Source organism: Burkholderia sp. WSM2232 (assembly GCF_000472545.1).
Lineage (GTDB): Bacteria > Pseudomonadota > Gammaproteobacteria > Burkholderiales > Burkholderiaceae > Paraburkholderia.
Genome location: NZ_AWZV01000014.1, coordinates 83,226 through 97,361 on the forward strand (window position 1 = coordinate 83,226; position 14,136 = coordinate 97,361).

The following is a 14,136-nucleotide window of genomic DNA, read 5'->3' on the forward strand; positions in this document are numbered from 1 at the left end:
CGCGAGGCATGGGCGCTTGCCGCTTTTTTGCGGCCTTGGCTGCGCTGCTGCGTTTTGTATCGACGCGCACCCACTCTTCGCCGCCGCGGCGAAGAGGCCCTCGCCCCGTTTGCGAAACTGCACTTTCCAGCAACCGTGGCGGAACGCATCATGAGTTTCGTCGCAGTCATCGGAGTTTTACCTTGACCGCTTCCAGCAACGGCTTCTGGCGACACCAACAAGAACAACGCCTTTCCCTCGACGACATCACGGTCGTCGACAACTCTCTGCTCAAGCGTGCCGTCGGCGCGATGGCGCTTGGCAACGCAATGGAATGGTTCGATTTCGGCGTGTACAGCTACATCGCCGTGACCCTCGGCAAAGTGTTCTTCCCGTCGTCGAGCCCGTCCGCCCAGTTGATCGCGACCTTCGGCACGTTTGCCGCCGCGTTTCTGGTGCGCCCGGTCGGCGGCATGGTGTTCGGGCCGCTCGGCGACCGCATCGGCCGTCAGCGCGTGCTGGCGATGACCATGATCATGATGGCGCTCGGCACCTTCGCGATCGGCCTGATTCCGAGCTATGCGTCGATCGGCATTCTCGCGCCGGCGCTGCTGCTCGTCGCGCGTCTCGTGCAAGGCTTCTCGACTGGCGGCGAATACGGCGGCGCGGCCACCTTCATTGCCGAGTTTTCGACGGACAAGCGCCGCGGATTCATGGGCAGCTTCCTCGAGTTCGGCACGCTGATCGGCTACGTGCTCGGCGCGGGCACGGTCGCGGTGCTGACCGCGACGCTTTCCAACGACGCGCTGCTGTCGTGGGGCTGGCGTGTGCCGTTTCTGATCGCCGGTCCGCTCGGGCTCGTGGGTCTGTACATCCGCATGAAGCTCGAGGAAACGCCCGCGTTCAAGAAGCAGGCCGAGCAACGCGAAGCCGAGGAAAAGGCGCTGCCCAAGCAGTCGTTCAGCCAGTTGCTCGCGCAGCAATGGAAGCCGCTGCTGCTGTGCGTCGGCCTCGTGCTGATTTTCAACGTCACCGACTATATGGCGCTGTCGTATCTGCCGAGCTATCTGTCGGCGACGCTGCACTTCAACGAATCGCACGGCCTGTTCATCGTGCTGATCGTGATGGTGCTGATGATGCCGGCCACGCTCGCGGCGGGCCGCCTGTCGGATGCGATTGGCCGCAAGCCGGTCATGCTGTTCGGCTGCGTGGGGCTCTTCGCACTGGCGATTCCCGCGCTGCTGCTCATCCGCATGGGCACGGTGCTGCCGGTGTTCGCCGGGCTGATGATTCTCGGCATGCTGCTGTCGTGCTTTACGGGTGTGATGCCGTCGGCATTGCCGGCGCTGTTCCCGACGAAAATCCGTTATGGCGCGCTCGCCATCGGCTTCAACATTTCGGTGTCGTTGTTCGGCGGTACGACGCCGCTCGTGACCGCATGGCTCGTCGACCGTACCGGCAATCTGATGATGCCCGCGTATTACCTGATGGGCGCGTCGCTGATCGGCATCGTCTCCGTGGTGGCGCTGCGCGAAACCGCCCGCCAGCCGCTGCTCGGCTCGGGCCCATGCGTCGCGACGCGCGCAGAAGCACACGCCGTGCTGCGCGGCGAACGCGAAGCCGAAGAGATGGACGAAGGCTACGCGGCGACCGCTACGGCGCGTGCCTGATCGAATGATGGAATGACGCAATGAGGCGCGGCGCTCTGCGCGCCGTGCGTGCAAATGCGTGCAGGACGGGCCGGCTTTGCAGCCGGCCCGTTTTCATTTGAGCAACAAATCGAAGCTCGCGTCGGCCCGCGCGCCGTCGACAACCAGCATGCCCGCCGACACCGGCAGCTTGAACCGCCGCGGTCCGGCACTGCCGGGATTGACGAAGAGCACGCCGTCGCGCTCGCTGATCGACGGCTTATGCGAATGGCCGGTCACCACTACGCCGATGCCCTGCTTGCGCAAATCGGCCGGCACGTCCGCGATGTCGTGCACGACCAGAATGGTGACCTGCTGCACGGTGAGCGTGGCGTGCGTCGGCAGCGAAGTGGCCCACTCGCCGGTGTCGTTGTTGCCGCGTACGACTGTCAGCGGTGCGATTTGCGAGAGCGCGTCGAGCACGGCCGGGTTGCAGATATCGCCCGCATGAATGATGGCGTCGCAGCCCGCGAGATAGTCGAGCGCTTCGGGCCGCACGAGGTTGTGCGTGTCGGATATCAAGCCAATGCGTGCTGGCGGCGAGGCGTGCGTGCGTCGAGTCATGAAGGCAGCCGCGCAAGCTTCGATGCAAGCATGCTCAGGCTTCCAGCACGTGTTCGATACGCCGGTCCGGCACCAGCCACCACGCGGCAGCAAGCGTATAGAGCGCCGCCGAAAGCCACGGCGCAACGAACGCGAGCACGATGCCCGCCAGATAGACCGCGACGGACACCCTGCCCTTGCGGTCGTTGCCGACCGCTTTCGCCAATGCTGAATCGTGGCCGTGCTGTCGAATGAGCAAGCGCGTGAGAATGAAATAGGCAATCGCGGACATGAAGAGCACGACGCCGTACAGCGCGGTCGGCCACGAAGCCAGATGATTTTCGCCCACCCAGTGCGTGACCGCGGGCAGCAGCGAGAGCCAGAAGAGCAGATGCAGATTGGCCCACAGCACGCCGCCGTTGACCTTCTGTACCGCATGGAACATGTGGTGATGATTGTTCCAGTAGATGCCCACGTAGAGGAAGCTCAGCACATAAGCACCGAACACCGGCACGAGCGGGCGCAGCGCGGCGAGATCGAAGCCCTCCGGCACCTTGATTTCCAGCACCATGATCGTAATGATGATGGCGATCACACCATCGCTGAAGGCTTCGACGCGTCCCTTGCCCATCGGCTGTTCCTCAAGTGAATGCGGGTTGGATTGCACCGCATCGCGGATTATCGGCGATGCCACGACGCCTTGTCGATCAGCGCCTCGCAGGTCACGCTACTTCAGGGGATGCAAACCATCCAGCAAGGTAGGAATCAATTCGCTGATGGTCGGATGAATGTGCATCGCGTACTGCAAAGTCGGATAGGGTGCGCCTGCCGTCATGATGTCGATGAACGTGTGGATCGCCTCGTCGCCTTCTATGCCGTGGATCGCTGCGCCGAGAATCTGCTTGCTGCGCGCATCGGCGAGCACCTTCATGAAGCCGTCGGTCTCGCCGCGTTCGCGCGCGCGGCCCACGCGCGACATCGGCATCGTCGCAATCAGTGCTTCGCGGCCGCTCTTGCGCACGTCTTCTTCGGAGAGGCCGACGCGCGCAAGCGGTGGATCGACGAATACCGCGTACGCCATGATGCGCGTGTCGACCGTGCGCGCGCCGCCCTCGAGCAGATTGGCCGCGACGATCTGGTAATCGTCGTAAGAGGTATGCGTGAATGCGCCGCGCCCGTTGATGTCGCCGATCGCCCACACGCCCGGCACGTTAGTGCGCAACTGGCCGTCCACAGGGATCGTGCCGTGCCGGTCGGTCTCGATGCCGGCTGCGGCAAGGCCCAAATCATCGGTGTTCGGCTCACGCCCGGTCGCGAACAGCAGATGCGACGCCTCGAGCGCCGGTACGTTCTGCTCGAAGCCGATGCACACATCATGCTCGCGATGCGGATGCGGCTCCACCCGCGAAGGCTGCACGCCGAAGCGGAACTCCACCCCTTCGCGTGCGAGCACCGTCTGCACCGACTCGGCGAGATCGGGATCCTCGCGTGTGAGCACCCGGTCGCCACGCACCAGCACCGTCACCTCACTGCCGAAACGGCGAAACACCTGCGCGAATTCGAGCGCGATATAACTGCCGCCGACAATCACGAGCCGGTCGGGCAGCTCATTCAGTTCAAGCAGACTCGAGTTGGTGTAATAGCGGACTCGCTCGATACCGTGAAGCGGCGGCACCACTGCGCGCGTGCCGGTGTTCAGGAAGATTTCGTCGGCGCTCAGCTCATGCAGCAGCGTGCCGTCCGGTGCGCTGATGGCAAGCGTGTGCGGCCCCGTGAAACGCGCGTGGCCGTTGAACACAGTGACGTTTTCCGTGCCGCGCAGCCATTGTTCGACGCCGTCGCGCGACTGCCCGATGATCTTGTCCTTGCGCGCCTTCACCGCCGCCAGATCGACGTTGACCGAGCCGCTCACCAGAACGCCGAGTCGCGCAGCGTGGCGCGCCACGTATGCCGCACGCGCGCTCGCCACATAGGCCTTGGTGGGCGTGCAGCCGACGTTCACGCAAGTCCCGCCAAAGGCCGCGCGTTCTATGACCGCGGTGCGGCGGCCGCTCTGGCCAAGCCGAACGGCGAGCGGCGCGCCGCCCTGCCCGGTGCCTATCACGACTGCGTCGAAGTGCTGTGCCATGGCGACTCTCCTCGCGGCTCGTATGCTGGTCGTTGCATCTTACGCCCAGTCGCCGCCAGGCCTGCGCCAGGCTGCCAATCGAGGTGGTCCGTGCGCGACAGCCGGCATCGTCACACGTGCAAGGTCCTGCAAGGCTCAGCTCGCCGCAGGCGCACACGCGTTTGCCAGTGCGCGCGCATAGGCGCTCGCGCCCACCGGCCGGCTGTACAGATAGCCCTGCTGCTTGTCGCAATCTATGGAGCGCAGAAACGCCGCCTGCTCGGGTGTTTCCACGCCTTCCGCGGTGACGTTCATGCCGAGCGAATGCGCCATCGCCACCACGGCCTGGGTGATCGCAATGGAGTCGCGATGATCCGGCAAACCGGCGACAAACGACCGGTCGATCTTCAGGTTGTGCAACGGGAAGCGCTTCAGATACGACAGCGACGAATAGCCGGTGCCGAAGTCGTCCACGGAAATGCGCACGCCGGTCGCGCTCAGTGCCTGAAGCATGGGCAGCACGGCGTCGCTGTCGCTCATCAGAAGCCGCTCCGTGATTTCGAGTTCGAGCGCCGCAGGCTCCAGCCCTGACTGGTCGAGACAGCGCCTGATCCGCTCGACGAGGCCGTCGTTGAACTGGCGCGGCGACAGATTCACCGCGACGATCAGGTCGGGTGCGAGCGTGCGCCGCCACTGCGCCGCCTGCTCGCACGCATGCGCGAGCACCCATTCGCCGATTTCGGCGATCAGGCCCGCGTCTTCTGCAACCGGAATGAACTCGGCCGGCGAGACGTTGCCCAGCTCGCTGTTGTACCAGCGCAGCAGCGCCTCCGCGCCGATGGTCCGGCCGCCGTGACTGTCGACGATCGGCTGATACACGAGGCTTAGCTCGTTGGCCGCGAGCGCGCGGCGCAGCGACTGCTCGATCACGAAGCGGCGCTGCAACTGCTGATTGAGCTCGGCGGTGAAGAACTGGAAGTTGTTGCGGCCGCGCTGCTTCGCGTGATACATGGCCGAATCGGCATTGCGCATCAGCGTGGGCGCGTCCTGCCCGTCTTCGGGATAGCGGCTGATGCCGATCGAAGCACCCAGGTAGTACTCGTTCTCCGCCACCGCGAACGGCACCGCAATCGCGTCGAGGATACGGCGGGCGAGCGCGACCAGTTGATCGTTGCAATCGCACGCACTCACCACGATCACGAACTCGTCGCCGCCCACCCGCGCGAGCGTGTCGTCGTGGCGCACGCAACCGGCGAGCCGCTCGGCGACGCTTCTGAGCAATGCGTCGCCGGCTTCGTGACCGGCGGTGTCGTTGACCTTCTTGAAACCGTCCAGATCGACGAACAGCACCGCGACGCTCACCACTTCGCCGCTGCCGTTCGGGCCGCCCGGCGCGAACAGGCTGTGCATCCGCTCGGTCAGGTAAGCGCGGTTGTAGAGGCCGGTCAGCGAATCGCGGGTAGCCAGGAATTTGAGCTGGCGCTGCGCTTCGCGCACCGGCCCGATATCGGTGAAAGAGATCAGCACTGAGTCGGGCTTGCTCTGCCCAGGCTTGAGGATCGGCACCACGTTTTCAGTGACCCAGATCACTTCTCCGTTCACGAGCTCGAGGGCGAGCGTAACGTCCAGCATCGGCTTGCCGGTTGCGAGCACCTGGTTCGTGGGCCGCTCCTCCTCCGCCACCGGCGAGCCGTTCTCGTGAAAGCTGCGCACCATCACCGTGCGAATGCTGCGTCCGACGATTTGCGGCCCGGTGCGCAGCATGCGCTGCGCGCTCGGATTGCAGGCCAGCACGACACCCGCGCGCGACTGCACGACGATGCCTTCGATCAGATGATCGACGACGAGCCGATGATGCTCCTCGCTATGCGCAAGACGTTGCGCCATCGCGTTCTGATGCACGGCGAGCCCGACGCTGCGGCCGATGTCGCGCAGCATCGTCTCTTCCTGCGCGGTAGGCCGGCGCGGCTCGCGATGATAGACGGCGAACGCGCCCAGCACGGCGCCCGTGTCGTTTTCGAACGGCACCGACCAGCACGCGCGCAAGCCGTACGGCAAGGCCAGCGCGCGATAGTCCGCCCACAGCGGATCGGTCTCGATGTCCTCGACCACGACGAGACGCCGTTCGAACATTGCGGTGCCGCATGAGCCCGCGCACGGACCAATCCGCACGCCGTCGATCGCTGCGCTATAGCGCCTCGGTAGCGACGGCGCGCCGCCGACGCGCACATGCACGCCGTCCTCGTCGAGCAGCAGGATCGAGCACGACGCGCCCTCGCCCAGCAGCGCTTCCGCGCGGCGACACACTTCGTCCAGCACTTCCGGCAGCGGCGTATTGCACGTGATGAGCCTCAATACGCTGCGCTCCGACGCCAGCACCTCTTCGGCCAGATCCGGCCGGACACGGCAGTCCTCGGACGTCGCACCCACCTCCCTACGTGATGTCGCTTCGTGGTTCATATATGCGCCCCCCAACCCAACATCGGCAAGATTATGTAAGCAGCGCACCAGGGTATACCCGCCGAATGCACAAATGTTTTTCGCGCACAGCGCGTGGGCCTGCCGTGCCCCGCACTCGCGCGGCGTGGACCGCGCCACCCAACGCAATGAAACGCAACATCTGGTAATCACCTTCGCGGACTGCTGCCTGTTCCGGCGTCTGCACGACGCGGGATTGAACGATCATCCGCTGCATGAGCAACCTCGCATCGTCAATCCATGAAAATTGTCCGCCCCGTCATGCTCGCCGCGCTGCTGATCGCGCATTCTTCCGCTCAAGCTGCGAGCTTCGATTGCAGCAAAGGCCGCTCGCTCACCGAAAAGATGATCTGCAACGACCCGGCACTGTCGCGCCTCGACGACACGCTGGGGCAACTCTACTGGAAAGCGCGGCGCAGAGTGAGCGACCGGCGCGCCTTCATCACAGACAGCGACAGCAAGTGGGCATGGCGCGAGGCCAATTGCCGTGACGCCGCGTGTCTCGGCACATGGTATGCGACGCGTATCGACGAGTTGCAGCAAGTGCTCGCGCGCATGCAACGAGGCTCGGCGGCGAGCGAGACCGCCTCTGCCTCTGCCTCCAACACCGCAACGCCGCCGCACGCCAGCGCTGCCGCAAAGCGCGGGCAACCCGAGCGGCCGGACAAGCCGCCGATGTCCACACCTTCTACCGCCGACACCGCGATGCTTGAATGCACGGCCTCGCATCCAGGTCTTGTGATCGGCGAGCAGTGCCCGAACGTGATCCGTCAGAACGGCAGTCCGTGGAAGTACCGGGCGCATGGCGACGACTGGTTCTGCGGCGTCGCGACGTTGGAACGTTCGTGAGCGCGGATCGAGCGGCTTCGTTTGTGGGGTCGTTAGTGGCTTCGTTCGCAGCCTCGTTTGCAGCCTCGTTTGCAGCCTTGTCTGCAGCTTCGGTCGATCAATGAAGCCGCGGCGGCAGGTCTTCGCCGGGCGCCTGCGCGCCAGGCTCGCCGTCCTCTTCGGGCCCGCCGGCGCCGAACAGCTCAGCACATACCTCGCGTCCTGTGTCGGTGAGGCGCGCGGTGCCGGCGCCCGCTTCGTCGAACGTCGTTTGCACGAGGCCGCCGTCGACGAGCACCGTCAACTGCCGGCGCAACACGCTCATCGGCACGTTGGCCTGCTTGGACAGCTTCGCCAGCGACCACGTGCCGCCGGGCGTCGCCCGTGCGGGCCGATCGCTTTGCGCGCGCCATAGTTGCCCGAGCATGGCGAGCAGCACCGGGTCGATTTCGTCGTCATCCATTTCTTGTCTCCTATCTATATATGCCGGACGCGGGTCTCCACACAGCTTGCCGCGCTGCTTCATGCCATCTGCGTAACCAGCTCGCCGAGTGTCTTTAGCGCCGCTTCGCTTTGCGCCGTCCACGGATAGCTATAGTTCAGCCGGATGAAATGGCGGAAGTGATTGCGCGTCGAAAACATCATGCCCGGCCCGACGGTTATGCTGCGCGCGAGCGCCGCCTGATACAGCTTCATCGAATCGACACTCTGCGGCAACTCCACCCACAGCACATAGCCGCCTTGCGGCGACGAGATGCGCGTGCCGGCCGGAAAAAACCGCCGCACCATCGCGCTCATGATGCTCGCCTGCTGGCGATAAACCTTGCGCACGTGCCGCAGATGCCGGTCGTAGCCGTCCTGACGCAGATAATCGGCAACGGCGACCTGCGGCACTGAAGGCGTCGTGAGTGTATTCAGAAACTTGAGCTTCTCGACCTGCGCGCGATAACGCCCGGGCAGCGCCCAGCCGATGCGGTACGACGCGGTCAGGCTCTTCGAAAACGACGCGCAATGCAGCACGAGCCCCTGCGTGTCGAAGCTTTTCAAGGTGGAGGGCCGCGTCTCGCCGAAATACAGTTCCTGATAGACGTCGTTTTCAATCACGGGAATCTGCTGCGCGGCGAGCAGTTCGACGAGTTGCTGCTTTCGCGCGTCGGGCATTCTGAAGCCGAGCGGATTCTGGAAATTCGGCATCACCATGCAGGCGGCGATCTTCTGCTTCGCGATCACCTGCGCCAGTGCGTCGATGTCGATGCCGTCGACGGGATGAGTCGCCACCTCGATCGCCCGCATGCCGAGCCGCTCGATGGCATGCAGCATCGCGTAGTAAGTCGGCGATTCGACGGCCACTGTGTCGCCCGGTTTCGCGACCGCCTGCAGACTGAGATTGATAGCCTCGGTCGCACCGAGCGTGATGACCAGCTCGCCCGGATCGACAGGCATGCCGTTTTCGGCGTAGCGGCGCGCAATCTGCCGGATCAGTTCCGGGTTGCCGGGCGGCAGATCGTCGATCAGGTTCCAGCTCGCCTGACGGCGCGCAATGGCGTTCGCATACTGATTGATGCGCCGCCACGGAAAAAGCGACGGGTCCGGGTACGGCGAGCCGAACGGCACGGCGTCGTGCGCGCGGATGCTGCGCAGCGTCGAGAGCACGAGACGGCTCACGTCGACTTCGGCGGCGACGGGCACGGCGGGCGCTGCCGGTGGCCGCGCTTTGCCGTCCACGCGCCGCGTCTCGGGTCTGAACGCGTTCACCGCCGCCTCGCGCACGAAATAGCCGGACTGCGGGCGCGTTTCGACGATGCCGCGGCTTTCCAGCAGCGCGTAAGCATGCAGCACGGTCTTGATACTGACGCCATGCTGCTGACTCGCCTGGCGCACCGACGGAATACGCTCGCCCGCCGCAAACACGCCGCGGCGCACGGCTTCGGTAATCTCTTCAGCGAGCTTTTCGTAGAGTTTCAAGGACCGGGCTCAAGAAAAGGGAACGTTTCGCGCACCTGCCTATGACAAAACGCAAGGCACCTGAACTGTACACCTTCCCTTTTTGTTTTTCTGTATGCTGCACTGCGATTGGAACACAGTAGTCTGGTCACATCGGCCAGAAGCCATGACAGACGACGCGCGGCACCCACATGAAGAACACCGACACTCGCAGCAAACCCCACGCCGACCCGAGCAGCGGCGCCCGTATCGAGCCATACACGCACCCGGCGGCGGGCTGGGGCGCGCTCAAGTACGTCGCCATCAACCTGATCAAGGAAAAGGTGACGGGCGGCAATTACCGCACGCTGCTCAAACAGAATCAGCCGGACGGCTTCGACTGCCCGGGCTGCGCGTGGCCGGACCGCGAGCATGCATCCACCTTCGAGTTCTGCGAGAACGGCGTGAAGGCGGTGGCAGCCGAGGCGACCAGCAAGCGCGTGACGCCCGCCTTTTTCGCCGGGCACACGGTGACCGACCTGATGAGCCAGTCCGACTTCGAGCTGGAACAGCACGGCCGCCTGACCGACCCGCTGGTCTATGACGCCCTCAGCGACCGCTACGTGCCGATCGGCTGGGACGAAGCGTTCGACCTGATTGCAAGCCACCTGAAGCGCCTGCCCGATCCGAACCAGGCCGCGTTCTACACGTCGGGCCGCGCGAGCAACGAAGCTGCGTTTCTCTACCAGTTGTTCGTGCGCATGTACGGCACCAACAATTTCCCCGATTGCTCGAACATGTGCCATGAAGCGACGAGCCGCGGCTTGCCGCATACCGTGGGCATCGGCAAGGGCACCGTCACGCTCGACGACTTCGAACACGCCGACACCCTGCTCATCTTCGGCCAGAATCCGGCGACCAACCATCCGCGCATGCTCGGCGAGTTGCGCGAGTGCGCGAAGCGCGGCGCGACGATCGTGTCGATCAACCCGCTCAAAGAACGCGGTCTCGAGCGGTTTGCAAGCCCTCAGCATCCGGTGGAGATGCTCACGCTGGGCAGCACGAAGATCAGCTCCGTGTTCATTCGTCCGAAAGTGGGCGGCGACTTCGCGCTCATCAAGGGCGTGGCCAAGCGCGTGATCGAGCTCGACGACGAAGCGCTGGCCTCCGGCCTCGAACGCGTGCTGGATGTCGCGTTCATCGCCGAACACACGGTCGGCTTCGAGGCCTTCGCAGACGATCTGCGCGCCGAAAGCTGGGACACCATCGTCGCTGAATCGGGCGTACCGTATGAAGACGTGCTGAAACTCGCCGACATCTATGCGAAAGGTCGCGCGGTGATTTCAACGTGGGGCATGGGCCTCACGCAGCACAAGAATTCGGTGCCGACAGTGCAACTGCTGTCGAACCTGATGATGATGCGCGGCAATATCGGCCGGCGCGGTGCGGGCCTGTGCCCGGTGCGCGGGCATTCGAACGTGCAGGGCGACCGCACGGTCGGCATCGAGGAGAAACCCACTCAGGCGTTTCTCGACCGGCTCGGCGACGTCTACCACTTCGAGCCGCCACGCGAGCATGGCCTTGACGTCGTCAACACCATCCAGGCGATGCTCGACGGCAAGGTAAAAGTGTTCATCGGCCTTGGCGGCAACTTCTCGATTGCGACGCCCGACACGCCGCGCACATGGGAAGCAATGCGTTCGTGCGATCTCACCGTGCACATCACGACCAAGCTGAACCGCAGCCATCTCGTGCACGGCCGCGACGCGCTGATCCTGCCAACACTCGGGCGCACCGAAATCGACTTGCAGAACGGCGTCGCGCAAGGCGTGAGCGTCGAGGATTCGATGAGCATGGTGCACATCTCATACGGCATGAACAAGCCGGCCTCGGAAAACCTGCTTTCGGAGATTGCGATCGTCGCGCGCATGGCGCATGCGACCCTTGGCAGCGACAAGGTGGACTGGCTCGCGCACGCCGCCGACTATGCGCTGATTCGCGACGGCATAGCCAAAGTGATTGACGGCTTTCACGATTACAACGAGCGCCTGAAGCGCCCCGGCGGCTTTCATCTTGGCGTCGCGTCGCGCGAGCGGATCTGGAAAACGCCGAGCGGCAAGGCGCAGTTCCTCGTGCATCCCATTGCGCTCGACACGCCGATGCATCGCGCGCGCCAGCAGCACGGCGAACGCCTGATGACCTTGATGACGACGCGCTCGCACGATCAGTACAACACCACGATCTATGGCCTCGACGACCGCTATCGCGGCGTGTATGGTCAGCGCCGCGTGCTGTTCGCCAACAGGGAAGACATTGCGATGCTCGGTTTCGCGGCCGGCCAGCGCGTGGATATCACGAGCGTGTGGGACGACGGCGTCGAGCGTCACGCGGACGGCTTTCTGCTGGTCGAATACGACATTCCGCGTGGCTGTGTCGGCGCTTATTATCCGGAGACGAATCCGCTCGTGCCGCTCTCTTCGGTCGCGGACGGCGCGGGCACGCCGACTTCAAAGTCGATACCCGTGCTGTTGAGGGCGTCGGCGCTGGAGGCGGCCGCTGCGTGATTTCGCTACGTGAGTGCGCTGCTTGATTACGCACGCGAGTGCGCTACGTGATTGCGCAACATGAGCGCGCCACCTGAGCGCGCCACCTGAGCGATCAAGCAGGCCCCTTTGCGAGATCGCGCTGCGTCAGATAAAGCCGCAGGTCGAATTCGATCTGATGGTAGCCCGGCTGCATGAACTCGCAGAGGCGGTAAAACGCCTTGTTGTGCTCGCTTTCCTTCAGATGTGCGAGTTCGTGCACCACGATCATCTTCAGAAACTCCGGCGCAGCCGCCTTGAATAGCGAGGCGATGCGGATTTCCTTCTTCGCCTTGAGCTTGCCGCCCTGCACGCGTGAGATGCTGGTGTGCAGGCCCAGCGCATGGCGCATCACATCGAGCTTGCTGTCGTAGACGACCTTGTCGATCTGCCCGGCGCTGCGCAAATGCTCGCGCTTCAATTCGGCGCAATAGGTGTAGAGCGCGCGGTCGGTCTGCACGTCGTGCATGCCCGGATAGCGTGCGGCGAGGTACGCGGCGAGCTTGTCGTCGGCGATCAGTTTCTTGACCTTCTCGAGCAGCGCGGGCGGATAGCCGCTCAGGTATTTCAGGTGGTGCATGGTGGCGGGCAGCCGTTAACGCTTTGCGTCCGCTTTGCGTCTGCTCTGGAACGCGAGGCGCTAAACGCGCAGTTTACACCGCTGTCCTGCGAGGATGCGTTACACACGCCAGACCGGTCCGCCTGGAAAGTCATGCTGATCGAGCGACGCCGCGTGCATTTCGATGCTATAGCCGGGACGTTGCGGCGGCATATAACGGCCGTTGCGAATCACGACAGGATCGACGAAATGCTCATGCAGATGGTCCACGTATTCGAGCACGCGGTTCTCCAACGACGCCGACACGCAGATATAGTCGAACAGCGAAATATGCTGGACGTACTCGCATAAACCGACGCCGCCTGCATGCGGACACACCGGCACGCCGAACTTCGCCGCCATCAGCAGCACGACGATCACTTCGTTCAGACCGCCCAGGCGGCAACTGTCCACCTGGCAGAAGTCGATGGCGCGCGCCTGCAGCAACTGCTTGAACATCACCCGGTTGTGGCAGTGCTCGCCGGTCGCCACGCCGATCGGTGCCAGCCGCTCGCGGATCGCGGCGTGACCCAGAATGTCGTCGGGGCTGGTGGGCTCCTCGATCCACCACGGGTCGAATTGCGCGAGATGCCGCATATTCGCGATGGCTTCGTCCACGTCCCACACCTGGTTGGCGTCCATCATCAGCTTGCGATGCTCGCCGATTTCCTCGCGCAGGATGCGCGCGCGGCGCATGTCTTCCGCAAGATTGCCGCCCACCTTCTGCTTGAAATGCGTCCAGCCCTGCGCGACGCCTTCGCGCGCGAGACGACGGATCTTGTCGTCGTCGTAACCGAGCCAGCCCGCCGAGGTCGTGTAAGCCGGATAGCCGTGCGCAAGCATTTCGCTCTCGCGCGCGGCTTTCGTGCTGGCATGACGATGCAGCAGCGCAATCGCTTCTTGCGGTGTAATCACGTCGGTCACATAGCGGAAGTCGAGGCAGCGCACCAGCTCTTCGGGACTCATGTCGACGAGCAGCTTCCACACGGGCTTGCCTTGCGCTTTCGCCCATAGATCCCAGACCGCGTTGACGACCGCCGCCGTGGCCAGATGAATCGCACCCTTGTCCGGACCGATCCAGCGCAACTGGCTGTCCGAAGTCAGCGCGCGCCAGAACGCACCCATGTCCGCGGCAATCTCCGCGAGCGTCTTACCGACGACGAGCGGCGCGAGCGCCTCCACCGCCTTCACGCAGATCTCGTTGCCGCGCCCGATTGTGAAGGTGAGGCCGTGGCCTGCCAGTGGAGCCGCTGCTGCCGGCGCGTCCGTTTCGAGCGTTACGTAGGTGGCCGAATAATCGGGCGCGGCGTTCATCGCATCGGAGCCGTCGAGCGAACGCGAAGTCGGAAAGCGGATGTCCCGCACCGACAGTCTGGTGATCGTGGTCATGTCTGCTCCAGGACGGCTATT

At 64.2% G+C, this 14,136-nt stretch carries 12 protein-coding genes; 4 read left to right on the forward strand and 8 right to left on the reverse strand.

What is annotated here, in order from left to right; translation table 11 throughout:
- Nucleotides 1-182: 182 nt before the first annotated feature.
- Nucleotides 183-1,649 (forward strand): glycine betaine/L-proline transporter ProP, encoded by a 1,467-nt coding sequence (proP, locus tag F757_RS0114755; protein ID WP_027212069.1) that lies wholly within the window; start codon nt 183-185, stop codon nt 1,647-1,649.
- Nucleotides 1,650-1,742: 93 nt separating this feature from the next.
- Here proP and F757_RS0114765 read toward each other — a convergent pair whose 3' ends face one another.
- The 4 genes from F757_RS0114765 to F757_RS0114780 all read right to left on the reverse strand — a co-directional run bounded on the left by F757_RS0114765 (nt 1,743) and on the right by F757_RS0114780 (nt 6,777).
- Nucleotides 1,743-2,231 (reverse strand): metallophosphoesterase family protein, encoded by a 489-nt coding sequence (locus F757_RS0114765; protein WP_027212070.1) that lies wholly within the window; start codon nt 2,229-2,231, stop codon nt 1,743-1,745.
- Between the two features lie 34 nt (nt 2,232-2,265).
- Complete coding sequence (locus tag F757_RS0114770) at nt 2,266-2,841, reverse strand: TMEM175 family protein (RefSeq protein ID WP_027212071.1); 576 nt, start codon at nt 2,839-2,841, stop codon at nt 2,266-2,268.
- A 96-nt stretch (nt 2,842-2,937) separates the two neighbouring features.
- On the reverse strand, nt 2,938-4,338 hold the full coding sequence (locus tag F757_RS0114775) for an FAD-containing oxidoreductase (RefSeq protein ID WP_027212072.1): 1,401 nt from the start codon (nt 4,336-4,338) through the stop codon (nt 2,938-2,940).
- 135 nt (nt 4,339-4,473) lie between these two features.
- Nucleotides 4,474-6,777 (reverse strand): putative bifunctional diguanylate cyclase/phosphodiesterase, encoded by a 2,304-nt coding sequence (locus tag F757_RS0114780; protein WP_027212073.1) that lies wholly within the window; start codon nt 6,775-6,777, stop codon nt 4,474-4,476.
- 73 nt (nt 6,778-6,850) lie between these two features.
- Between F757_RS0114780 and F757_RS0114785 the strand changes: the two genes are divergently transcribed.
- Both F757_RS0114785 and F757_RS0114790 read left to right on the forward strand, forming a co-directional pair.
- Nucleotides 6,851-7,039 carry a hypothetical protein gene (locus F757_RS0114785; RefSeq protein WP_027212074.1) on the forward strand — a complete coding sequence of 63 codons (189 nt, stop codon included), beginning with the start codon at nt 6,851-6,853 and terminating at the stop codon, nt 7,037-7,039.
- Nucleotides 7,036-7,644, forward strand: a complete 609-nt coding sequence (locus tag F757_RS0114790) for a lysozyme inhibitor LprI family protein (protein WP_027212075.1) — start codon at nt 7,036-7,038, stop codon at nt 7,642-7,644. The genes F757_RS0114785 and F757_RS0114790 overlap by 4 nt, the downstream gene beginning before the upstream one ends.
- A gap of 97 nt (nt 7,645-7,741) precedes the next feature.
- On the opposite strand, the gene F757_RS0114795 is transcribed toward F757_RS0114790, so the two are convergent.
- Both F757_RS0114795 and F757_RS0114800 read right to left on the reverse strand, forming a co-directional pair.
- On the reverse strand, nt 7,742-8,086 hold the full coding sequence (locus F757_RS0114795; protein WP_027212076.1) for a transcriptional regulator: 345 nt from the start codon (nt 8,084-8,086) through the stop codon (nt 7,742-7,744).
- A gap of 59 nt (nt 8,087-8,145) precedes the next feature.
- Complete coding sequence (locus tag F757_RS0114800; protein ID WP_027212077.1) at nt 8,146-9,588, reverse strand: aminotransferase-like domain-containing protein; 1,443 nt, start codon at nt 9,586-9,588, stop codon at nt 8,146-8,148.
- A 170-nt stretch (nt 9,589-9,758) separates the two neighbouring features.
- Here F757_RS0114800 and F757_RS0114805 point away from each other — a divergent pair, with 170 nt between their 5' ends.
- Entirely contained in the window at nt 9,759-12,110 is a 2,352-nt protein-coding gene (locus F757_RS0114805; protein ID WP_027212078.1) for an FdhF/YdeP family oxidoreductase, read from the forward strand.
- Between the two features lie 94 nt (nt 12,111-12,204).
- Here F757_RS0114805 and F757_RS0114810 read toward each other — a convergent pair whose 3' ends face one another.
- Nucleotides 12,205-12,708: a YgjP-like metallopeptidase domain-containing protein gene (locus F757_RS0114810; protein ID WP_027212079.1), complete on the reverse strand. Its 504-nt coding sequence runs from the start codon at nt 12,706-12,708 to the stop codon at nt 12,205-12,207.
- Nucleotides 12,709-12,807: 99 nt separating this feature from the next.
- Nucleotides 12,808-14,115 (reverse strand): L-fuconate dehydratase, encoded by a 1,308-nt coding sequence (locus tag F757_RS0114815; protein WP_027212080.1) that lies wholly within the window; start codon nt 14,113-14,115, stop codon nt 12,808-12,810.
- Nucleotides 14,116-14,136 lie beyond the last annotated feature (21 nt).

Bases quoted from the DNA above. Each gene is read 5' to 3' on its own strand.
- F757_RS0114785 (WP_027212074.1), top strand. From the start codon at position 6,851: ATGTTTTTCGCGCACAGCGCGTGGGCCTGCCGTGCCCCGCACTCGCGC.
- F757_RS0114795 (WP_027212076.1), bottom strand. From the start codon at position 8,086: ATGGATGACGACGAAATCGACCCGGTGCTGCTCGCCATGCTCGGGCAA.
- F757_RS0114790 (WP_027212075.1), top strand. From the start codon at position 7,036: ATGAAAATTGTCCGCCCCGTCATGCTCGCCGCGCTGCTGATCGCGCAT.
- F757_RS0114780 (WP_027212073.1), bottom strand. From the start codon at position 6,777: ATGAACCACGAAGCGACATCACGTAGGGAGGTGGGTGCGACGTCCGAG.
- F757_RS0114765 (WP_027212070.1), bottom strand. From the start codon at position 2,231: ATGACTCGACGCACGCACGCCTCGCCGCCAGCACGCATTGGCTTGATA.
- F757_RS0114770 (WP_027212071.1), bottom strand. From the start codon at position 2,841: ATGGGCAAGGGACGCGTCGAAGCCTTCAGCGATGGTGTGATCGCCATC.
- F757_RS0114810 (WP_027212079.1), bottom strand. From the start codon at position 12,708: ATGCACCACCTGAAATACCTGAGCGGCTATCCGCCCGCGCTGCTCGAG.
- F757_RS0114775 (WP_027212072.1), bottom strand. From the start codon at position 4,338: ATGGCACAGCACTTCGACGCAGTCGTGATAGGCACCGGGCAGGGCGGC.
- F757_RS0114815 (WP_027212080.1), bottom strand. From the start codon at position 14,115: ATGACCACGATCACCAGACTGTCGGTGCGGGACATCCGCTTTCCGACT.
- F757_RS0114805 (WP_027212078.1), top strand. From the start codon at position 9,759: ATGAAGAACACCGACACTCGCAGCAAACCCCACGCCGACCCGAGCAGC.